This window comes from Methylobacterium sp. GXF4 (assembly GCF_000272495.1).
Classification (GTDB): Bacteria; Pseudomonadota; Alphaproteobacteria; order Rhizobiales; family Beijerinckiaceae; genus Methylobacterium; species Methylobacterium brachiatum.
Genome location: NZ_AKFK01000095.1, coordinates 1 through 21,232, shown reverse-complemented (window position 1 = coordinate 21,232; position 21,232 = coordinate 1). Strand labels below are relative to the sequence as shown.

The 21,232-nt window shown below is 65.2% G+C and carries 23 protein-coding genes; 15 read left to right on the top strand and 8 right to left on the bottom strand.

What is annotated here, in order from left to right; all coding sequences use genetic code 11:
- The first annotated feature begins 4 nt into the window (after nt 1-4).
- From WYO_RS29420 to WYO_RS26330, 6 genes are read left to right on the top strand one after another with little or no spacing between them, the layout of a single operon-like run.
- Nucleotides 5-670: a Gp138 family membrane-puncturing spike protein gene (locus WYO_RS29420; RefSeq protein ID WP_007568479.1), complete on the top strand. Its 666-nt coding sequence runs from the start codon at nt 5-7 to the stop codon at nt 668-670.
- Nucleotides 670-1,509: a hypothetical protein gene (locus tag WYO_RS26345; protein WP_007568477.1), complete on the top strand. Its 840-nt coding sequence runs from the start codon at nt 670-672 to the stop codon at nt 1,507-1,509. The genes WYO_RS29420 and WYO_RS26345 overlap by 1 nt, the downstream gene beginning before the upstream one ends.
- A 9-nt stretch (nt 1,510-1,518) precedes the next feature.
- A complete protein-coding gene (locus WYO_RS26340; protein ID WP_007568475.1) occupies nt 1,519-1,992 on the top strand; it encodes a phage tail assembly chaperone in 474 nt (157 codons plus the stop codon).
- A complete protein-coding gene (locus WYO_RS29415; protein ID WP_007568473.1) occupies nt 1,989-2,189 on the top strand; it encodes a hypothetical protein in 201 nt (66 codons plus the stop codon). The genes WYO_RS26340 and WYO_RS29415 overlap by 4 nt, the downstream gene beginning before the upstream one ends.
- Nucleotides 2,190-2,192: 3 nt before the next feature.
- Nucleotides 2,193-3,122, top strand: a complete 930-nt coding sequence (locus WYO_RS26335) for a hypothetical protein (protein ID WP_007568471.1) — start codon at nt 2,193-2,195, stop codon at nt 3,120-3,122.
- A 15-nt stretch (nt 3,123-3,137) separates the two neighbouring features.
- Nucleotides 3,138-5,552 (top strand): phage tail tip lysozyme, encoded by a 2,415-nt coding sequence (locus WYO_RS26330; RefSeq protein WP_007568469.1) that lies wholly within the window; start codon nt 3,138-3,140, stop codon nt 5,550-5,552.
- A 2-nt stretch (nt 5,553-5,554) separates the two neighbouring features.
- Here WYO_RS26330 and WYO_RS26325 read toward each other — a convergent pair whose 3' ends face one another.
- Complete coding sequence (locus WYO_RS26325) at nt 5,555-6,022, bottom strand: hypothetical protein (RefSeq protein ID WP_007568468.1); 468 nt, start codon at nt 6,020-6,022, stop codon at nt 5,555-5,557.
- Between the two features lie 8 nt (nt 6,023-6,030).
- Nucleotides 6,031-6,648, bottom strand: coding sequence for a hypothetical protein (locus WYO_RS31210; RefSeq protein WP_128755098.1), 618 nt, complete (start codon nt 6,646-6,648; stop codon nt 6,031-6,033).
- A gap of 578 nt (nt 6,649-7,226) precedes the next feature.
- Between WYO_RS31210 and WYO_RS26315 the strand changes: the two genes are divergently transcribed.
- The gene (locus WYO_RS26315) at nt 7,227-7,529 is read left to right on the top strand and encodes a pyocin activator PrtN family protein (RefSeq protein ID WP_007568465.1); all 303 of its coding nucleotides are present in this window, start codon (nt 7,227-7,229) and stop codon (nt 7,527-7,529) included.
- A gap of 129 nt (nt 7,530-7,658) precedes the next feature.
- On the opposite strand, the gene WYO_RS26310 is transcribed toward WYO_RS26315, so the two are convergent.
- Entirely contained in the window at nt 7,659-8,450 is a 792-nt protein-coding gene (locus tag WYO_RS26310) for an EAL domain-containing protein (RefSeq protein WP_007568463.1), read from the bottom strand.
- Nucleotides 8,451-9,042: 592 nt separating this feature from the next.
- Between WYO_RS26310 and WYO_RS26305 the strand changes: the two genes are divergently transcribed.
- The 3 genes from WYO_RS26305 to WYO_RS26295 all read left to right on the top strand — a co-directional run bounded on the left by WYO_RS26305 (nt 9,043) and on the right by WYO_RS26295 (nt 11,582).
- On the top strand, nt 9,043-10,737 hold the full coding sequence (locus WYO_RS26305) for a methyl-accepting chemotaxis protein (RefSeq protein WP_007568461.1): 1,695 nt from the start codon (nt 9,043-9,045) through the stop codon (nt 10,735-10,737).
- A 7-nt stretch (nt 10,738-10,744) separates the two neighbouring features.
- Entirely contained in the window at nt 10,745-11,026 is a 282-nt protein-coding gene (locus WYO_RS26300) for a hypothetical protein (RefSeq protein WP_007568459.1), read from the top strand.
- 130 nt (nt 11,027-11,156) lie between these two features.
- Nucleotides 11,157-11,582, top strand: coding sequence for a hypothetical protein (locus WYO_RS26295; RefSeq protein ID WP_007568457.1), 426 nt, complete (start codon nt 11,157-11,159; stop codon nt 11,580-11,582).
- Nucleotides 11,583-11,613: 31 nt separating this feature from the next.
- On the opposite strand, the gene WYO_RS26290 is transcribed toward WYO_RS26295, so the two are convergent.
- The 3 genes from WYO_RS26290 to WYO_RS30285 form a co-directional block, all read right to left on the bottom strand.
- A complete protein-coding gene (locus WYO_RS26290; protein ID WP_039904333.1) occupies nt 11,614-11,994 on the bottom strand; it encodes a hypothetical protein in 381 nt (126 codons plus the stop codon).
- A gap of 173 nt (nt 11,995-12,167) precedes the next feature.
- Nucleotides 12,168-12,638 (bottom strand): tellurite resistance TerB family protein, encoded by a 471-nt coding sequence (locus WYO_RS26285; RefSeq protein ID WP_007568455.1) that lies wholly within the window; start codon nt 12,636-12,638, stop codon nt 12,168-12,170.
- A gap of 30 nt (nt 12,639-12,668) precedes the next feature.
- Entirely contained in the window at nt 12,669-12,989 is a 321-nt protein-coding gene (locus WYO_RS30285) for a hypothetical protein (protein ID WP_244424311.1), read from the bottom strand.
- Nucleotides 12,990-13,433: 444 nt separating this feature from the next.
- On the opposite strand from WYO_RS30285, the gene WYO_RS26280 reads away from it, so the two are divergent.
- The 3 genes from WYO_RS26280 (at nt 13,434) to WYO_RS26265 (ending at nt 18,174) form a co-directional block, all read left to right on the top strand.
- A complete protein-coding gene (locus WYO_RS26280) occupies nt 13,434-15,851 on the top strand; it encodes an EAL domain-containing protein (protein ID WP_007568451.1) in 2,418 nt (805 codons plus the stop codon).
- 958 nt (nt 15,852-16,809) lie between these two features.
- Nucleotides 16,810-17,055 (top strand): hypothetical protein, encoded by a 246-nt coding sequence (locus WYO_RS26275; protein ID WP_007568447.1) that lies wholly within the window; start codon nt 16,810-16,812, stop codon nt 17,053-17,055.
- Between the two features lie 705 nt (nt 17,056-17,760).
- Nucleotides 17,761-18,174 carry a hypothetical protein gene (locus WYO_RS26265; RefSeq protein ID WP_244424309.1) on the top strand — a complete coding sequence of 138 codons (414 nt, stop codon included), beginning with the start codon at nt 17,761-17,763 and terminating at the stop codon, nt 18,172-18,174.
- Between the two features lie 193 nt (nt 18,175-18,367).
- Here WYO_RS26265 and WYO_RS26260 read toward each other — a convergent pair whose 3' ends face one another.
- Together WYO_RS26260 and WYO_RS31815 are read right to left on the bottom strand one after the other, a co-directional pair.
- A complete protein-coding gene (locus WYO_RS26260; protein WP_007568441.1) occupies nt 18,368-18,580 on the bottom strand; it encodes a hypothetical protein in 213 nt (70 codons plus the stop codon).
- Nucleotides 18,581-18,706: 126 nt separating this feature from the next.
- Entirely contained in the window at nt 18,707-18,850 is a 144-nt protein-coding gene (locus WYO_RS31815) for a hypothetical protein (protein WP_007568439.1), read from the bottom strand.
- 153 nt (nt 18,851-19,003) lie between these two features.
- Between WYO_RS31815 and WYO_RS30275 the strand changes: the two genes are divergently transcribed.
- Both WYO_RS30275 and WYO_RS26255 read left to right on the top strand, forming a co-directional pair.
- Entirely contained in the window at nt 19,004-19,222 is a 219-nt protein-coding gene (locus tag WYO_RS30275; RefSeq protein WP_007568437.1) for a hypothetical protein, read from the top strand.
- A 387-nt stretch (nt 19,223-19,609) separates the two neighbouring features.
- Nucleotides 19,610-21,229 carry a methyl-accepting chemotaxis protein gene (locus WYO_RS26255; protein ID WP_007568435.1) on the top strand — a complete coding sequence of 540 codons (1,620 nt, stop codon included), beginning with the start codon at nt 19,610-19,612 and terminating at the stop codon, nt 21,227-21,229.
- Nucleotides 21,230-21,232: the final 3 nt, after the last annotated feature.

The window sequence follows — 21,232 nt, the reverse complement described above, 5'->3', positions numbered from 1 at the left end:
GCCGATGGACGCGGAACCCGGTAGCCACGATGCGGCCCAGGCGGCTCTGGGCAACCAGCCGAGTACCGAGGAGGTCGTGCGCGCAGTCGTCGAGGCCATGCGTGCCGAGACTTTCACGAGTCTGCCGGTCATCGTGACCAAGAAGTCCGAGGACGGCCACACCATCTCGGTCAAGGCCGCGGTGAAGATCCCGCAGCGCCAGGACGACAACTCCATCGTCCATGTCGAACTGCCGGAGTTCGCCGATATCCCGATCAACTGGAGCGGCGGCGGCGGGCACACCCACACCTTCCCCACTGAGGTCGGGGACGAAGGCTGGATCGACTTCAGCACCCGCGGCCACGGCGTCTGGCGCCAGCAGGGGAACGTGCAGCAGCCGGAGACCGGCGAGGTCAACGGTCTGGGCAGCGGTCGCTTTCGGCCCGGTGCGCGCTCGGATCCTCGCAAGCTTCAAGGGGTCTCGACCACTTCGGCCCAGACCCGGACCGACGACAAGAAGAGCCTCCACGACGTGTCGCCAACCGGGATCACCACGATCCGGGAGGGGGCCGCGCATCAGGTGAACGGCATGGCCGTGCAGACCGAGGTCGGGTCCTCGCAGCACCATGTTGATGGGACGACCATCCAGCAGGTGACACGCAAGTTCCTGCACAACTGCGGGGTCGGCTGATGGCTGGCGGCGTCGCGCTCCCGACCGTTCTCCAACTTCTCGACGGCACGCCGCACAAGAAGGTCGCCACCGCGATCTTCGAGAACCTGCCGCTCGCGAAACTCCTTCAGGGCGGCGACATCTCGGGGCTGATGAAGAAGGTGCTGGCAGACGGCAACCTGTCCTCCGTGCTTCAGAACCCCGTGGCTGGCCTCACACAGGGGCTACAGGGCCTTGCGGGTCAGGCGGCTGCCCAGCTTCAGGCGGCGCTCGGATCGGGCGCAAGCGGGCTGATTTCGGCGATTACGGGCGCGTCCGGCCTGACGAGTGCCCTGTCGGCACTTCAGGCGGCTGGCGACAGTCTCGTGGGCCTGACGAACGGGCAGGCCGGGCTCATGGCGCTCGCCGGTCACGACAGCCTGCTCAGCATGCTCGGCGATGCCGCCCCGGCCGCGCTCGCCGCCACCCGCGTTCTCGGGCCGGTGATCTCCGGCGACCTTCTCGGGGGCATCTCCCAGGCCCTGCCGGGCGTCGTGCAGAATGTGATCGGCGGCAGCATGGCGGTCGCGGACGCCACCGCGTGGGTGCAGGGCCAGATCGCCAACATCTCGGCCGTGGTCTCGGCCAGCGCGGATGCGCTCGCGCAGGGACAGTCAATCCAGATGCTCGCCTCCTCGGTGGCGACGGTCTCGGGCCTCGTGGCTCCGATCCCAGGCGTGGCGGCATCCCCGATCCAGGCTGCCCTCGGGACCTTCATCCAGCCCGCGGCGCGCACCGCCATGAACGCCGCCCTCGCGGCCCAGATCGCCGCCGACACCCACGCTCCGGTCGATACGGCCGCCATGACCTCGCTTGGATAGGAGCCCGAATTGTCCCCCCAGCCCCCGACCCGGTTCTTCATCAACGGCGACGAATTCCGCCACGGTACGCTGAGCGCGACCGAGGAGTTCCACTGCGTCCGCCGGGTCGCCCCGGTGGTGAAGAACACGGGCGCCCTCGTCACCGCGCTCGCGGCGAAGGACGGCGAGGTGGACGGCGCCGAGCGGATCGCGGGGGTAATTGAGGGCAGCGCCCCGCTGTTCCAGGCGTTCTCCGATCTCTCGGAGGAGGACTCGGACTACGTGATCGCGCGCTGCCTGGGCGCGACCGAGATGCTGGACGGGGAGACGTGGCTGCCGACCTGGGATCGAGAGATCCAGGCCCCGGCGCTGCCCAACCTGCGGATGATCCACGTCCTGCGCATCTGCTACGCCGTGCTACGGGACGCGATCTCAGTTTTTTTTTCAGACGCGGTCTCCAGTTTGACCGATCTGGGTCTTCTTCGGCGAGCTACGACGCCGTGAGGCTCCCCGACGATCTCGACTGGCTCATGTGGCCTGTGATGGCCGAGCCGCCGATGTGCACCTATCGGGAATTGCACGACGGGACCCTGCGCCTCGCGGACGTGGCCCAGATGGTCGATGCGCTCTCGGCTCGCGATGAGAACCGCCGTCGTGCCCACAAGGCCGCGGAGACCGCAGCCAAGCAGCCGGGGCCGTAACCGATGGCCGACAATTACCTGCGCGTCTGCCGCCTGATCGCCGGGGGCAAGACCTACGACCTCAACGACATGCAGGTGGAGTTCTTGGTGCGCCAGAAGCGCATCCAGACGCCCGCAACCGCCGAGATCCGCGTCCTCAACCTCGCGGACACGACCAAGAACGCGATCTGCATCCAGAACCAGTCGGTGATCTTAGAGGCCGGGTATCGCGACCACTACGGGGCGATCTTCAAGGGCACGATCAAGCAAGGCAACCGCGGGAAGATCAACGGCACCGACACGTACATGGACCTGTTCTGCGGCGACGGGGACCAGGGCTACGTGAAAGCCCAGGTGATCAAGACGCTGGCGAAGGGCTCGACCCGGCAGGATGTCGTCAACGAGTGCTTGAAGGCGTTCGCGCCCTACGGGATCACCAAGGGGTTCATGTCCCCGAAGTTGAACGACGGCTTCACCTACCCGCAGGCTGTGCCGTTGTTCGGGTTGGCGCGGGACATCATGCGCCGGGTGGCCAAGGACATCGGGGCGGATTGGAGCTTCGAGTCCATGAAGCTCAACGTCGTCCACAAGACCGAGGCGCTGCCCGGCGGCGACATCGTCATCAACTCGCAGACCGGCATGGTCGGCCGCGCCACCCAGACCTTCAACGGCATCATCGTCCGCACGCTGTTGAACCCGTCGATGTACAAGGACCGGATCGTGAAGATCGATGAGGCTTCGATCGATCGCGCCGCGCCTGATCCGACCTTCGGCTACGACAACCCAAACAACGCCAAGATCCCAAGCATCGCCACGGACGGCCGATACCGAGTCTACGGCGTGGACCGGACCGGCAGCATGCGCGGGAACGAGTGGTTCGACACCCTGTACTGCGCCGCGGCCAAATCAACCGACACTTTCCTGCCGAAAGCCTTGATGGACTTTCAGCAGTGACGGGGGAGATCCACCATGGATGATGTCATCAAGGGCTTCCTCGTCAGCATCGGGTTCGCGGCCGACGACACCTCGCGGGCCAAGGCTGAGCGCAGCGTGGATGCCTACGAAAAGGCCGTCCGTGACGCCGAGAAGGCGATCGAGGACGCCCGCTGGGCCGGTGCGAAGACCCAAGAGGAGGTCGCCAAGCTCTCGCGCGAACTGAACCTGAAGCTCGCCAAGGAGGCGCTGGCCAACGCGCAGGCGCGGGAGAAGCAGGAGCAGGAGGCCGCCAAGAAACACCGGGAGCGCACTGCCCAGGCGGCTGCCCAGATGCGCTCCTTGGTCAGCGTGGCCGCCGCGACCGCCGTGGCCATACAGGGCTTCACCGTGGCGATGGCGGGCTACGCCACCCATGTCGCGGCGAAGCTGGAGGAAATGGCCTACGCGTCCGACCGGACGAAGTCGTCGGTCCAGGACCTCAAGGTGTTCTCCCAGGCGGTGTCGCAGCTTGGCGGCTCGGCCGGTGGCGCCCTCAGCGACTTGGAGAACTTCGCGGCCCGGCTGCGCTCGAACCCGCAGGGCTACACGGCCTTCCTGAAGAGCGTGGGCGTCGAGGCGCGCGACGCGCAGGGCAACATCCGTGGCGCAGCTGAACTGTACAAGGAGTTCCGGCGGAACGTCGGCGAGAAGTCCTACGAGCAGCAGCTTCTCTACATGCAGGAGATGGGCGTCTCGGAGCAGACGTGGCGCGCCACCGAACCCGCGAAGCTCGCGGCCGAGGAGGCCCGCTCCAGGGCGAAGTATGCCCGGCTCGGCTACGACCCCGACAAGGCCAAGGACGACGCCAAGGGGTTGGAGCATGCCCTGCGGGACATGTTCGAGAGCATAAGCATCATCGGCGAGAAGACCGCGTCGAAGATATTCGCGGACGTAGGCGACAACCTGAAGGGCTTCACCACCTTCATCGAGCAGCACGGCGACCAGATCGCCGAGATCCTGTCGAAGGTCGCACAGCTTGTGCTCGCGGTATCACGGGCGCTCCTCGAACTCCTCACCAGCGAGAAGGTGAAGGGCGGCCTCGACTGGCTGATGGGCATGTTCGGCCACGTCGAGGAGGGGACGGGCAAGTGGGTCGCCGACACGGAGAAAATCAAGGCGGCGCTGGAGGCGCTGGCGGTGTTCGTGGCGACCGTCTTCGTCGCGAAGATCACGGGCGCGTTCTCGGACATCCTGAAGGAGTTGAAGCCCCTCCTGCTGCTCCTCGCCCCTGTTCTCGGGGCACTTGGTATCCCGATCCTCGGCACGGCTGCGGTGGGTGCGGCGCTCGGCGGCCTGGGCGATCCGTCGAAGTCGGTCAACGGCACGGGCGGCCGTCCGGACGGGCAGCTAAACCCTGGAGATGAACTGCCCGGTGTCGGCGGCGGCACGCCAGCCCCGGCCGGGGGCGAGGGCGCGTTAGCCCGGATGAAGCGACTGGGGCGTTCCGCGCTGAACGCAGTCGGACTGGGTGGGGGTTCGTCCCGCATCGGCAAGCTGGCGCGCGGCGACAACGTGAAGGCCATCATCGGCGAGTTGCGAGCGGGCGGCTACAACGACAACGCCATCGCGGCCATCGTCGGATCGATGCAGACCGAGAGCAGCTTCAACCCGAAGGCGGCCAACGGCGTGAATGGAGGCCACACCGGGCTATGGCAGTGGGACAGCACCCGCTGGCCGAAGATCAAATCGTGGATCGAGAAGCAAGGCGGCGACGCGAACAGCGCAGCATGGCAGGCCAAGGCTTGGATCGCCGAGCACAATGCCAAGCCGGGCGATGCCATCTTCGATAACCGCAAGACAGCGCAGGGCGGAGACATCCTGAGGAACAACCCGACGCTGGAGGATGCCATTCATGGTGTCCGCTTGAGCGAGCGGTTCGGCGTGGGCGAGGAAGGCGGCCGAGCCGCCAACGCCCGCAACTGGCTTCCACAGATCTCTGGGCAGGGGGGCGCGTCAGCCAATGCTCCAAGTGCCGCGACCAAAACCCCTGGATGGATCGACAAGGACACCTACACGGACGGGCTCAACATCTTCAAGCGAGGCGCGGACGGCAACCTGAGCCGCGTGACCAACATCCCCGGCCAGCCATCTACGGGCGGTGGCCTGCCAAGCCTCGCGGGCGCGGCCCAGAAGTTCGGCGACGGCATGAACCGCTTGGACATGGACAAGTTCAAGGGGATCGGCGCGGCCACCCAGGGCTTCGACCCGAGCCAGTTCCTCAACGCCCCGCCGGTCGGCTCGACCACCAGCAACGACAACTCGGTCAAGCAGCAGAGCTACAAGGGCGGGGACACGCACGTCACGATCAACACCCACGGCGATGTGCGGGACACGGCGGAACTCTGGAAGCGGCACGGTGAGCGGTCGAAGGCCGACGACCTGCGCTATGCCTCCAGCGTGTTCGCGTGACGCTACGGATCGGTGCCAGCGACGCCTGGGCAGAGGGCGTTGAACTCGGAGAGGGCGGTGTAGTACCCCGAGGCCGTGCTGCCTTCCAGCGGTCCGTTGGCGCCGATGATGATGTACTTCGGGCCGCCGCCACCCTTTTGGCGGTTCGGTCCGGCGAACCGGAGGGTATCGCCTCCCAGCGTCGTGAACCGGCCGGTCTGGCAGTTGCCTCGTAGCTCGTCGTTGATCCGCACCTCGCGGAGGGTGCGCTGGACACACTCATCCGAGTTGTCATCGGAATACTCGACGCAGAACTCCTTGGCGTTCTCGCGTGTATGGCGAACGCGGATCACGGCGTTGGCGGTGCCGACCCCTTGAACGGCCGTGACCGTCACCTCCATGCCGACCCTTGAGCCGTAGGGGATGCGTCCCGCTGCGATAGTTGGCTGGACCAGACTGATCAGCATGGCGGCAGCGAGGGCGTAGCGCATGGCAGAGGTCATTCCGGCAGGTTAAGCTGTCTTTTAACGGCGGCGCACTCTGTAGCTGAAGGGGGCGGTCCTTCCAGTCGTGGGTCGTCGGTAAGTTTCACCCCAAGGCACTGAACGAGCTTACGCTTCAGCGGGTTTTCGAGCGCTTTTGAAAATTCTTCCAAGGACTTTATTGCGCTGTACGGGTCGCTGCCAGTTTTGATGGCAGCATAAGCAAAGCCCTCAATCTTATCTGGAGGCGTGTTTATGCGGCGACCGAACTGCTCAGGCGTTTCCCCATGAGACGCGGCGTATTCCCGAACAGCGGATCTAGCCTGTTGAATAGCGCCTCCTTGGTCGGGGCGATTGATATTCGAGGACGGTTGCGCCTGCGGGCTTGGACCACCCTTATTCGCTGGATCGGCTGGTGACTTTGAGCGGACTGAAGGCGGATACCAACTGTTGCCCCCCAGCGCCCGCGTGATGTCGTCATTGGTTGAAGCGCGGCCTTGTCCGAATGCGATCCCAGGAAAGCCGAAGGCCAAGAGGGCGAGGGCGTAACGCATACTGCACAGGTAGGCATGCGCCCCTAAGGTTGTCGAGATGGTCTCGCGAACCTCCCGCAAGATCGGCGCGTTGAGGGGCATGAGCGCCCAGCCCTCCATCTCGCCGGACCTCAGCCGCCTCGCCATCACGGAAAGCGCGCTGGCAGCAGCGGACAGTCTCTGGAGAGCCGAGATGCGCCGGAATTTCGGACCGGATGGCGTTCTGATCTACGCCTACGCCCCTGAAGGTCAAGGCGACCTCGGAACGCCGCTTCGGCGATCCTACGAGGCTCGACGGGTCGCCGTTGCATTGTGGCGGCACGAGCGGCGTCGGGGCTGAGGAGCAGCTACATCAGGAGCTCCAGTCCAATTAGGAGGCCAACATGCCGAGGCATCAGGACGCGGTATCACGGCCACGCTGGCGACCCTCAGATCGTGAGCCGACCCTCGCTGAGATCGAGGAGGCAACGCTCTTCTCGGCTTATCTAGTCGAGCAGTATGGCGAGCAGTACGCCCCAATCATGGACCGCCTTGTCATCGAGCTAGAGGAGGCTCGGAAGCGGGGCGGCAGCCCTACGGAGAGGGCGAAACGGATCCTCCATGAGGCGGAAGCAGATGGGCGGCTTGCAGCCGTGAACATCACGCGGAAGCGCTAAGAGCCTCACCCCGCGGAGAACACCATGAAGGCCCGTAGCATGCGAGCGCCCGACCCTGTGCAGCCAACGACGGTCGCCATTTTGCGGGAGCAGTACGGCCCGCGGGTCATCATCCCGCTCGATCGCGTGATGGAAGACTACTTCCCCGGCCTGTCGCAGGATCACCTGCTGCGCCGGGTCAGCGAAGGCAAGCTGAGCCTACCGATTGTGCGGATCGACGCCAGCCAGAAATCAGCCAAGGGGGTCGGATTGATGGATCTGGCGGCCTACCTCGACCAGCGGATGGAAGCCGCCCGCAAGGAGTGCCGCCAGCTCAATGAACCGTAGGTCTGGCCGGGCTGCCTTACCATGGGGTCAAGACGGCGGGTTGGGGGGGGCGCCGTCGAAGCATCCGATATGAGCGCTCGCAATCGCACAAAGCGAAAAATCAGACCCGCATCGTCCTATTTGCGATCGTCAGGCCGCATCGGAGCAACCGACAGCCTCCGTTGGTGAGGCGAGGGCTGCAGGAAAGCTGACGGCAGGCAGGGTAGCCAAGGCGGGTTTGGCAAAGAGGTAGCCTTGAAACAGCTGGATCCCGGCGGCCCGCAGAGCCGTCAGTTCGGCTTCCGTCTCAACACCCTCGGCGATCACCGCCACCCCAAGCTGGTGCGCCATCATGATCACGCCTGCAACGATGGTCTGTCGTGCCGGCGAGGTCGCGATCCCCCGGATCAGCTCCATGTCGAGCTTGATGAAATCAGGCTGGAAGCTCGCCAGGAGGTTCAGGCCAGCATAACCCGCACCGAAGTCGTCGAGGGCGGTCACGAAGCCCTGCTTGCGGTACTCCGTGATGATCCGTTGGACGTGGGCTACGTCCGTCATGCGCTCGTTCTCGGTGAACTCGAACATGATCTGACGATGCGCGAAGCCGACGCGGCGGGCGGCGTCGAGCGTCGCGCGGATGCAGGCGGCCGGTTCGTAGACGGCGTTGGGCATGAAGTTGATCGAGAGCCGGGTTTCCTTGTCCGGGAACAGGGTACCGGCGAGCTCAATCGCTTTGACACGGCAAGCTTGATCGAACTTGTAGCGATTGCTCTCGTCGACCATCCCGAGGATTTGGCCGGCCCCCTGCCCCTCAGTGCCCCTGACCAGGGCTTCGTAGCCCCAGACCGAGCTGCGACTGATATCTACGATGGGATGGAACGCCATCGTGAAGGTGAACGGCAAGGGTTCGGCATCTTGGCAACCTTGGCATCCACGCTTCATAGGGCCGCTCTATCGTGTATCTTTCCCGATAGATTTCGTTCAAACGACTATCGTATTAATTTCTCACTAAGATCCGATTAAAAACGCCTATTATTGTGAGGCAAACCGAGTTTCAGCATCAAATTAATCCAACATATGTGTTTTTCTCGCATAATAAACCGCACGGTGCCACGGCCGGGCCAGCGCTGGACAGCTCCCGTGCCTTTGGTTGCCTGTCCCTATTTCTCATGGTTGCAGCGTGCCCATGCTTGATAGGGTTCATGCCCTCCTCAAACGCGCGGTTGAGGCGGTCGGAGCCTGAAAAGTCGAGCTTCGGCTCATCCTTACATAAGTTGTGCAATTTCAGGTTGGCATAAAACTGAAATCAAATGCTTTGTACGATTGAACACCTACTCAGTGGTGGTTTAATAGGAATTTAACCTGGCAGCAGCTAATTGCGTTCTAAGATTGTCTGGGGCGAGTTCGGCTTCCAGCACTCGTTCTTATTCGTCCCACGATCCTTTGTTACAGCCGGAATGTCCTCGTTCATCGTACGGGGATGACGCTCTGGTCTGTCACGATGAGGTCGGCCTCACGCCATGAGAGCCGTTGGATGCGTTACCGTGCTACCTGGCCCAGCTTTTCGCTGCCGGTCCGCCTCAGTCTCGTCGGAACCACTCTGCTCAGCTTCGCCTCCATCTGTACAGTTGGCCTCATCCTGCGCGACGTCGAGACGGACATGACCCAGCACGCGTCCGCCGTGTTGGAGAGCAACATGCGCCTACTGCGCCAGAGCCTAGTCGACGAGGGCGGCTCCGAGCGCTTCAGCCTCGTAGACGGGCAGCTGCAGGTCGGATCCCACCGCATCAATCAGAACGACCCAGCCGTCGATCGCGTCCAGGCCATCATCGGTGGAACCGCGACGATCTTTTTGGGTGACACGCGCGTAGCTACCAACGTCACCAAGCCGGACGGGACACGCGCGATCGGAACCCGCTTGGTCGCCGGGCCTGTCTACGATGCTGTGCTAAAGCAAGGCCGTACTTTCAGGGGTAAGGCCGAGGTCCTCGGGGTTCCGTACTTCACGGCCTACGACCCAATTACGGCTGCTGACGGAAGCACGATCGGCGTCCTCTACACCGGGGTGAAGCAGGCGGACTACCTCGCCGTCATCAGTCGGATGCGGACGGAGGCTGCTCTGATTGGCGTGTTGCTAGCTGCGGGCTGTAGTGCTGCGTTCTGGTTCCTCGTGCGCCGAAGCCTCAAGCCGCTGAAGCGCCTCGAAGATGTCATGGGGCATCTCGCATCAGGCAATGCGGCGGTTGAGGTGTCGGAGACGACACGCCGCGACGAGATCGGCGCGATGGCAGCCGCCGTACAGGTGTTCAAGGACAACCTGATCCACACCCGTCAGCTGGAGGCGGAGACCGCCCAGGCGCGTCTGGCTGCCGAGGAGCAGCGCAAGGTGGGAATGCGCCAGATGGCCAACGGCTTTGAGCAAGCGGTCGGCAGTATCATTGGGATGGTGTCGTCCTCCGCCACCGAGCTGCAGGCCACCGCGCAGACGATGACGGCTACTGCGACTGAGACGGCTAGCCAGTCGACCACGGTGGCAGCCGCCGCCGAGGAGGCGGCTTCCAACGTCAACACCGTTGCGGCTGCCGCCGAAGAGTTGGGATCGTCGGTCCAAGAAATTAGCCGGCAGGTCGCCAGCTCGGCTGAGTTGGCACAGCGTGCGGTACACGAGGCCGACCAAACCGGCGCCTTGGTGCAGGAACTGAGTGCCGCAGTCTCGCGGATCGGCGATGTGGCTGGTTTGATTTCGACCATCGCAGGCCAGACCAACCTGCTAGCGCTGAACGCGACGATTGAGGCGGCGCGAGCGGGTGCGGCGGGTAAGGGCTTCGCTGTCGTAGCCTCTGAGGTAAAGGCGCTCGCAGAGCAGACCGCAAAGGCTACCAGTGAGATCTCAGGCCAAATCTCCCGGATCCAGGCCTCCACCGGTCAGGCGGTCACATCAATCGACGGGATCACCGGGCGGATCCGCGAGATCAGCGGCGTGGCTACATCGATCGCCGCCGCCGTCGAGCAGCAGGGCGCAGCCACCCAGGAGATCGTGCGCAATGTCAGCCAAGCCGCGATGGGCACAGGCGAGGTGACCAGCAATATTTCGGGCGTCGCGAGTGCCGCCGAGGAGACCGGCGCCGCGGCGAGCCAGGTGCTTGGGGCGGCCTCGGAGCTGTCGCGCCAGTCCGAGCACCTCGCGGCCGAGGTCGGGCGCTTCCTCGCCACCGTCCGTGCCGCGTGAGGCGCCAATGAGCATTGTTGGGCGCCAGAACGACACCATCTCTCTTGATGAGGTTCGGGACCTCACAGAAGCGCTGGCGGGCGCGTTCGCAGAAGGTGTGGATCTCGGGCCCCGAGGGCCGCAGATCCGCCTTCTGGGGCAGGCGCTCGAAACGATGGTGCATGCTCTGCAGGCCGAGCTCACACGGCTCCGATTGCGCGAGGACTCCAACGGGGCCGCTTTGGACCTTGAAGGCATCGTCCGTCTGGCACGGGCGGCAGGCAGCTACGGTATCAGCGAAGCGCAGTAGCCCCGGAGCTCGACGCCTTCCGAGTGCTAGGGCTGTCCGTTGCGCGTGCTGATGTTCTCCAGGTATGCGAACCTGCGCTGACGCTCTACCGCTACGCTTTCTTCATACCCGGTGGCACAGTGCCGCCACCATGCCGATCCGGCCAGAGCACCGCTTCTTCTACCCAATCGACTGGCGCGAGCTGTCGATGGCGATCCGCTTTGGCCGGGCGCAGGGCCGCTGCGAGGGCTGCGGGCGACCGCACGGGCAGATGGTGTATCACCTCGGCGATGGCCGCTGGTGGGACGCTGAGGCCGGCCGCTGGCGCGATGGATGGGGCCGTAGGATCCGGATCAGGTCGGGCACCGACATCCTCGGTCGCGCTCGCCGGACCAGGGTTGTCCTTGCCGCCGCGCATCGGGATCACGACACCTCGAACAACGCGGACGCCAACCTCGCGGCGTTCTGCCAGCGCTGCCACATGATCCATGACCGGCCGGAGCATCAGAGACGGCGCTGGCGCACGCTGTTCCAGCGGAAGGCGATGGGCGATCTGTTCGGTGGGCCTTACGCCTGAGGTACGGTTGAGAAAGCCGTTCGTAGCGCTGTCAGCTGTCCTGATCGAGGTCGAGATCGCGGATCAGGTCACCGATCGGATCGCCGTCATCGGTCCTGCTTTGGGCGGCTGGATGTACCAGGGTGCTCGACAGCCTGGGCAATGTCCTCACCCCCGGCGGTAGGGGCATCGTTGGGCGATGTGCCAACAGTGTGCCGCTATTCGCCATCAACGCAGCAGGCTCACTGCCGTGCAGTCGATGCGGAGGATCGGCCCAGATCGTCGGCACGGCCGCCGTTTCATCGGCGACGACAACGACCCGGACATTGTGTTCCGACCTCTCGTAGTTGCCCGGATGTAGAACGTGGGCGGCGACCAGCAGCCCGAAGGCAGCAATCGCGGTGGTCGCGAGGGTGGATCTGTAGTGTTCCATGTAGGCGGAACAGACGGCCAAGCTTGCCGTTCCGCTTGCTCTCTCGGGATAGCTAATCGAGAATTTACGACTGCCACATCCGTTCGGTTGGCGCCTTGGTATCGCCGGCCGTCGAGTGCGGGAAGATCGAGCGCTATGAACGTGGATCGGGACGCTTGTCGCGGACGGAGAACCTATGCTGACAGGCTTGGCGTAGTCCGAGCGACCGCGGTGTGCATCAGCGCAGCCTTGTTGACGATGAGGGCCGCGGCAATCTCAGCCAGTGCCTTGTCCTCGATCTCGCTGACACCTTCATGATCGGCGACATCAGCAGCCACCAAGAACGCGTCCTGCCGCTGCTCCATCGGACGGCCTGCGATCGCAGCGACCCGGCGTAGGTTCTCCACCCGGCCGGCGCGAGTCCGTGCCCGAGCTATCGCCTCGTACAGCGCCTCCTCCAGCATCAGGAGGTCGTAGCCCTTCTCGATGATCGGGTTGGCACGCAGACCGACCAGTGCGGTCTCGAACTCGTCACCTGCCACCTCGCCATCGGCCACGATGACGTTGGCCGCAGCCGAGATCCCCGCCTGCATCAGCGCTTCATCGCCGGCATAGGCCGTGATGGTCCGGCCGAAGCGGGTCAGCAGATCCTTGAGGGCGTTCATCGCGGTCCAACGCGTTAGAGGGGTGAGCTGTCACAGGTTCGTGTGAGCTGCACTGTGTGGTCCGCCAAGGCTGATCTGGCGCCGCCCACCGCCGCCATGCGTGCCATAGCTGGGTGCAGAATAGGGGCGGCGCGAGAGGTCGTAGAGCACGTTGCCGACGATCCCGGCGGCTCGACGCAGGATCGCTCCCTCACACGTCGCGGCCACGCGCACGCCAATTTCATGGGTGTGGCTGCGGCCGTAGAGCCAGACGGCGAGCTGTGCCCTCTTCACCTCTGGCATCCCATCCAAGAGGATGGTGAGTCCATCAGGTTCGGCTCGGGCGAGGCGTGCGACGAGATCGAGCGGCACTGGGCAATCGCTGGCGAAATCGTCTGCGCTGATCGAGCGAGCGTGGTGCACGAGAGATACCTGCGAGCTAACACCGGAAGGGTGTGAGCACATGGTTAACGAAGCGTGTGTGGGGGCGGCCTCGCAGCTGTCAGTGGGTATCGATGTCACGAGATTTCTTACCCACGATGGTGATCACGGCTTCTTGCTGGGTGCAACGAACGAGTTGGCCTCAGTCGGAGCTAAGTTCCATGTAACAACCCTCCCCCCGATCCAGGCCGGCCGCGCTCTTGTCCAGCGCTCCCTGGAAGGTCGCTTCCGAACGAAGCGGGCCACAATTTAGCGTAGCACTTCATCACCTCTCAACCATCGAATGAGTTCGCCAGAGACGCTGACCGATCGGTAGTTATTCGGGCGGTATGATCCGAACTTACAGTTGCATGCTTCGCAGCGGTTGAGTCGAACATGATCCGCGTTCTTACCTGCATCGCGCAGCAGCACGACCTACGCCTCGTCGCACTCTCGGCCATCATCTGCGCGCTCGGGTGCTTCGCCACCGTCACCTTGATGGCCCGCGCCGACGCGGGAAGCCGTCCGCTTCCGCGAGCCTTGCTACCGGCCGCGATCATCTTCGGCGGCAGCGTCTGGGCCCTGCACTTCGTCGCCATGCTGGCCTTCCAGCCTGGTGCCCACGTCGCATACGACCTCGAACTCACCACTGCCTCGATCGCCGTCGCCATCCTCGGAACCCTGGCCGCGCTGGTATTATGGCGGCGCCTGTCAACCACCCCACTCGGGATCGCGCTCGCCGGGACCGTACTTGGGCTGGCAATCACCGGCATGCACTATCTCGGCGTCGGCGCGATGAGCGCCTCCAGCCTCGTGCTGTTTGATCCCGCCTACGTCGCCGCCTCAATCTTGGTCAGCATCGCGTTCTCTACTGTCGCTATGGCGCGTGCCGGCATGCTGGCGAGCCCCGGCCGTCGTGCCGAGGTCACCGGTTGGCTGGCGCTCGCGATCTGCGGCCTGCATTTTACCGGCATGACCGCCGTCACGGTCGCACCGATCGCGTTGCAAGCGGACGAGATCTACGTGCTCGGCTCGACCCCGCTGGCGCTTGTGGTCGGCGCCGCCAGCCTCGCTGTGCTGATCGCCGGCCTCGTGGCCCTAGCACTTCAGCAACACCTCTCGCAGCGTACGCTGCGCGAACTCGATCGCATGCGCCTGCTGAGCAACCTCGCGCACGAGGTGTTGTTCATCCATCGCGACGGCAAAGTTTTAGAGGTCAACCAAGCCGGCACCCGACTGTTCGCGATGCCGGTCGAGCAGATCATCGGCAAACCGGTGCTCGACCTGTTCGCCCAAACCGACGCCCCGGGGCTGCTTCGGCGCACGCGCTGCCGCTCCGAAGAACTGCGCCCGGAGGAGTTCGCGATCCGCACCGCCGTCGGCACGCACGTGCCGGTCGAGCTGTCCTGCCGCACGATCGAGTTCGGCGGCAAGCCCGCCACCGCCGTCGCCCTGCGTGATCTCACCGACCGCAAGCGCGACGAGGCGCGCATCCGCCATCTTGCCCTTCACGACGCCCTAACCAACTTGCCCAACCGTTACCTGTTGGAGCAGCGCCTCGGCCCGGCCCTCGATGCAGCGGCCATGGACGGGACCGGCGTCGCGGTGATCTACATCGACCTCGATCGGTTCAAGGCGGTCAACGACCTACACGGTCACGCCGCCGGCGACGCGCTGCTGGTCCAGTCGGCCAAGCGCATGTTGACCGAGCTGCGCCCGACCGACACCCTCGCCCGGGTCGGTGGCGACGAGTTCGTGGTGGTGCTCACTGGTACGCGCGCCCCTCAGCAGATCGCGGAGATCGCCGAGCGGTTGATCGCAGGCCTGCGTCGCCCGTTCCGGATCGCCGATCACCGCGTTGAGATCGGCGCCTCGGCCGGCATTGCCCTCTACCCCGCCGACGGCAGTACGGCCGAAACGCTCCTGCGCGCCTCCGACACCGCCCTGTACCGGGTCAAGGACGAGGGCCGCGGCGCGGTACGCTTTTTCGAGGCGTCGATGGACGCGCAGCTGCAGGCGGTCCGCCAGCTCGAACACGAACTCGGGGGCGCGATCACCCGCGACGAGTTGCGGCTGTTCTACCAGCCGATCGTCAACGCCCGCACCGGTGAGATCGAGACTTTCGAGGCGTTGATCCGCTGGCAGCATCCGCAGCGCGGCTTCGTCTCGCCGGGCGAGTTCATCCCGGTAGCGGAGCAGGCTGACCTGATCGGGCGGATTGGGGAATGGGTGATCGACACCGCCTGCGCGGCGGCCGCGGCCTGGCCGCAGCCGTGGCGCGTGTCGGTCAACGTCTCGCCGACCCAGTTCCGGCAATCCGATGTCCCAGCGGTCGTGGCGGCGGCGCTGGCGCGGCACGGCCTCGACCCGGCACGGCTGGTGGTCGAGATCACCGAGAGCGTGTTCATCCAGGATGCCGCGAAGGCGGTGCAGGTGCTGACCGACCTACGCGGATTGGGCGTGCGCCTGGCGCTCGACGACTTCGGCACCGGGTACTCGTCGCTGAGCTACCTGCAGCAGTTCCGGTTCGACAAGATCAAGGTCGATCAGTCGTTCGTGCGGCGCCTCGGGCAGCACGCGGACACGCTCGCGATCGTGCGGGCTATCGTGAACCTCGGGCACAACCTCGGCCTACAGGTCACGGTCGAAGGCGTCGAGACCGTCGAGCAGCTGGTGATCCTGCGCGAGCTGCGCTGCGAGCAGATGCAGGGCTACCTGTTCGCGCGACCAACGCCGGTGCCGGCGACGTCCGAGCTGGAGTTGGCCCGACTACGGGCGTTGTTCACCGAACCGGCACTGCGGGCCCTGGCGTGAAATAGGCTTGGTGCTTCAGCATAATGAAGCGGAGCCGGTCGATGCCGGCCTTCGTGACGGCACGACGGCGGGAGTCGATTTGAAGCTAATGATGGGCCGTGAGCCGGCGCCTGCGGTGTCCAGTTCCCCCGCCGCACCGACCCTCACGCGACTGCCCGGCCGAGGCTTCACGAGCAAGACGCAGGGGATTGGTCCACGTTCGCCTGTCGTCACGTGCTTGCCCGCCGCACGCCGTGCGGTGTCGCGAACGCCTCAGGCGCGCGGACGGGAAGAGGCAGGGCTGTAGCAGGTGAAGGTGCAGCCGTCGTCGACGGTGTACGGGCTCGTTGAGGCCGTGAAGACCAATGCTTCCGACGTCGGCGACATGAAAAAGGCCACCCCCGAACATGAAAAAGGCCACCCCCGAAGGAGCGGCCCGAAGTCTTGGGAGGAAACGCCCTTGGGAGGGCTGCAAGACCGCGACGCCATCGCCGTCCCACAGCATCGGCCTATGCATCTGCCGCGCGGCGAACAACCGCCCATAGGTTGTGGCTTGCGCATAAGTGGCGCTGCTTTTCCTCTCAGGTGCGCTTCCACACCATACCTCAGAGCAGCAGCCCACCGGGCGATGGCGGACGCCGCGGAAATCGAGGCCTAGGCCAAGCGCCGGCTGGCCGACGAGTACGACGCCGCGCAGGAGCGGGGCGAAGTTCAGGGCCATGGCGGCCAGGGCAAAAGGGATGTTCCAGCCGGGGACATCCCTGCCGTCACGGACCTCGGCCTGACCCGCAAGGCGATCCATGAGGCCCGGCAGCTGCGCGACGCGGAGGTGGTGTCGCCGGGCATCGTGCGCCGTACGCTCGACCAGCAGTTGGCCAAGGGCAAGGAGCCCAAAGAGGCCGCCGTCCGCGAGGCCGTACATGCCTTGGAAAATCGGCCGTTATTCCGGTAGGCTTCTCGATGAACGGGAGCCGAGCCCATGAGCGAGCCGACCGACGCCGAAGTGCTGGCACGCGCCAAGCGCACGTTCATCGCTAGGAACCATAACGATCGCGCCTGGGATGACGAATTCACCGAGCGCGAGGCGCGCCGGGGCCACACCGTCGTATGCCTGACGGAGCTTGAGCGTCAGGAGTACCTTGAGCAGGCGCGTCATGAACTTCGCGCCAGCGCCCCAGCCGAGCGGTTAGACCGCTGCAATTCGGTACGCAACGGGATCAAGTAGTTGCACGCGGTACTCACCCTACTGAATTAACGGCAACATATCGTTAATCATGACGGCCCACCCTTGCCGCAGCAGCGAAGCGGCGAGGATCCCATGGCAGCTTCACCCTGGCCAACGGCGGCGTTCGTGGCGCGATACCCGGTGCCGATCGGACTGATTTCGTCCCTCTACCGCGCTGACGATGGTGAGCGCGACCACCTGCTATCCACAATGCCCGAGCACGGGCGCGCTCGGGTTGCCGCCTACTGTGCGGAGAGCGAGCGGCTTCAGCCCCTCAGCCTTCTTGTGGCCTCCACCTGCGCCGAGGCGCGCCTCGTCCGGGCGGCCGGCGCCACGATCGGCGCCAGCCTCTTTGCTCGCTCTCGGATCGACGTAGCGGCAGCGTACTGAACGCGACATGTCGATGGACCGAGAGCAAGCCTGCGAAGTGAAGGTCGAGGGGGCGTGGCAGGCTGTTACCTTGACGGAGGCACGCACGGTCTATGGGGCGGCTTCCAGGCGCTGCCCAGCCTGCCATGGCCAAGTGAACATCGCCGGGAACTACACCCCCGGTGGTGGCTACAAGCTGCAGCACCGCCGTAGCCATCCCGGTTGCCCGCTGACGCCTGCCGCGTTCTCCGGTACGCCATCGCGGCACCCGCAGGCGATGGGGTAGCGCCCGCCCAACTCCGGGATCCTGGCGTAGCTCGGAACAGATCGTCTACATTGGGGCTTGCCGCCGCCGATCACCGCGATGGGCCGGCGATCGCCGGAGAGACGGTTGTGCGCTGCCGAGCCCTCATAACCCTGGCCCTTACCAGCGGTTTGCACGTCGCGCCCGTCCACGCGCAGAGCCAGGACGAGCAAGCCTTGGCCCTACTCCGGGCTGCCAGCGCGCAGTCCGCAATCATCACGTTCTGCGGCAAGCACTATGCGATCGACGGTACGACCGCCTTACGGATCTCTCAAACCGCACGTGATGTAGCCACCAAGGTGCTCGGCCAGGACCAGGCGAATGCCGCCTTCAAGGACGAGTTGGCCCGGCGCTACGCCGAGGTAAAAGAGGTCGGCGAGCAGCAGTGGTGCACTGAGCAGCGTGCGGCGTTCGCTGAGGAGGAACCCCGGATCTTCAAGAACTGAGGTGGCGAGCAGACGCCATCAGTCTGCCAAAGCGGCGATGATCGAGAATGAGCCGGCGAGCATGAACGTGCCGGCCACAAGGGATGCGATCAGGAGCATGACGGAAGCCTCAGGCGCCGAACGGCGCAGCTTCCGCATGAACGCGCACAGCCACGCTCAGTTGCGCACGGCCGATTGCTGAGCATCTGTCGGCTCAGCCGTCGCTGTCGTCCCCGGCATCGTCGTCGCCAGCGTCGAGGAGCCAGTCAGGCAAGATGGGGACAACCTCTCCGGCTACCTCGGCGGCGGTCTCAAGAGCCCTTCCCGCCTTCTCCTCGGGGTGTTCGCCCCGGACCTCGGCAAACAGCTTGCGTGCCAGCTGGTCGAGTTCCTCATCCGAAAGCTTCGGGCCTGGCTGGTCGGTCATGGGCATGCCCCCTAAAATTGGCCGCCCAGCTTCGCCCCGATCTGCTCACAGGGCGGGGGAGCATCCGATCTCACCAGCGGCGGGCCGATACGCAACAAGGCCCGTCAGCATCATGCCGCAGCTGGGTTAGGCGGCCGTCACCCGGGCGCGCTTGGAGCTGTGCCGAAACAGGCCGCGCACCACACGGAAAGGCAGCAGCACGAGCCTGGCGACGCCGTGTGCAAGCATGACGACAACGACGGCCAACACAGCCAGCAGGGTGTTCAGCACGCAGCATACTCCTAGCGGCTCGATATCCGGCGGGCCGCCTTCCACCATCGTCCTCAGGACGCTCGCCGATCGCGGCAGGAGTGTGGTGCAGAAACCTGTGGCGCGGGCTCATTCCCCAGTGACGTGGCGATACACCATCCGTAATCCAGCCCCATGCCGTCCTTACCGAAGCGCCATGCCTACCTGGTGGCCGTGTCGCAGAAGCGCACGACGGTTCGGGTCAATGCGGTGCTGACAACCACACCTGATGAGGCGTTGGAAGCCGTAGCGCTGAACGTCCCGCCCAAGGCAAAACTGGAGATTGTGGGGGTCTTGGCTCGAAGCGTGGTCAAGCGGCTGCGGCTCAAGCCAGGGGAACCGCTGCAGGTGTGAGGCCTCAATCCCACGGGAAGATACGGCGACCGGCGCGCTCACGTGTGCGAACCATGTCAGACCACCCGCCCGACCACCGCGATAAGCCTAGTAACCAGCAACACTACCGAGATGCCCTAAGATCCATGGCCATGGGCCGGCGCTTGCGGTCTCCAGTCCCGCCGCACCGCACCAACCCTCACGCGACTGCCCGGCCAAGGCTTCACGGGCGCCCTGCAGGGAACTGGCCCGGAGCGCGCCTGTCGTCACGTGCTTGCCTTCCGCGGCTATCTCTTCATCGTGCTGCCGGTTGCTCGCTCCTGCTCGGTTTGAGCGCTATTGGCGAAGCCGTCATCGGTGCGGCTGTCGCTCGATGCCGTCTGCAAATCTGACTGGGAAGAGCCGAGCATGCCGAACACGTTTGGCCTTAACCGCACGCTGGGCGGCGCCATCGGCGTCATCGCGCTAGTGTCGGTCCTCAGCAGTGGGGCGGTCCTGGCCACGCGGAACCAGCTGCAGGATGCGACCGACGCCCTCGACCGCTCGACACAGGTGGTCCGGGGTCTCGATGCCTTCCGTACCGCCATGCTCAACCAAGAGACCGGACTGCGCGGCTACCTGATCACCGGCCGTGAGAGCAGCCTGGAACCGTACCGAGCGGGGCGACCTGCCCTGGAGGAGACAATCCCCCGTCTGAGGACCTTGATCGGCAACGATGTCGAGCGGTCGCGCCTGTTGGCCGATGCTGTGACAGCAGCCCGCGCTTGGCAGACCGATATCGGCGAGACCGCGATACGTCAGGCTGCGGATCCGACGACGCGACCGGAGGCGGTGCGTATCGAGGCTGAAGGCAAGGGCAAGCAATTCTTCGACACGCTACGCGACAAACTCGCCGCCATCGACAGGCTAGAAGGACAGACCCGCGCGGCCCAGGCCGTTCGAGTCGCGCAGGCTGAGCGCAACGAGAGCCTCGCTCTGTGGAGCGGCACGTTACTCACGCTCCTGATCTGCGCCGCCATCGGGATCGCCATCAACCGCCTGATCGTCCGCCCGCTCGTGCGCGTGATGACCTTCGTCGAGCATGTCGGGGAGGGTGACCTCACCGGCACACTTGGAACGGGCAGCCACAATGAGATTGGCCGCTTGGGTCGCAGCCTCAACGCGATGGTGGCCAACCTGTCCGACCTAGCCCGGACCAACCGCGCCGCCACCTCGGACCTGAACGCCGCGGCCGCCGAGATCCGTGCCTCCGCCCAGGAGCAGGCGGCGTCGGTCGAGCAGCAGTTCGCCGCCGTCCAGGAGACCGCCGCGACCATGGACGAGATCACCCATTCCGGGGCTCAGATCGGCAAGCGCGCCACCGAGGTGATCGCCACCGCCCAGGCCACCGCCCAAACCTCCCGGCAGGGCCTGCGCGCGGTCTCTGACACCGCCAGGGCCATGGACGCGATCCGCGAGCAGGCTGAGGCGGTCGCCGGCAACATCGTCAGCCTGTCGGAGAAGACCCAGACGATCGGCGACATCATCGAGACGGTCAACGACATCTCGGAGCGCACGCATCTGCTGGCGCTCAACGCCGCCATCGAGGCGGCCGCGGCCGGCGAGAGCGGGCGCAGCTTCGCGGTTGTGGCCTCGGAGATGAAGCTTCTGGCCGACCAGGCCAAGGCGGCCACGGGGCAGGTCCGGGGGATTCTGGGCGAGATCCAGCGGGGCATCAACACCTCGGTGATGCTCACCGAGGAGGCGGTGAAGCGGGCGGCGGCCGGCAAGACGCGCTCGGACACGACGCAGCGGACGATCGAGGAGATCACGGCGCGGGTCGAGGAGAACGTCCAGACCTTCCAGCAGATCGTGGCCTCGACCAACCAGCAGCAGCTCGGGATCGAGCAGGTGATGGGGGCGCTGCAGAATATCCGCCAGGCCAGCCAGCAGACGGCGGCCGGCACCCGCGAGGTCGAGGCGGCCTCGGCCAACCTCACCGAACTCGCCCAGGCCCTCATGGCCCTGGCCGAACGCTACCGGCACTGAGGG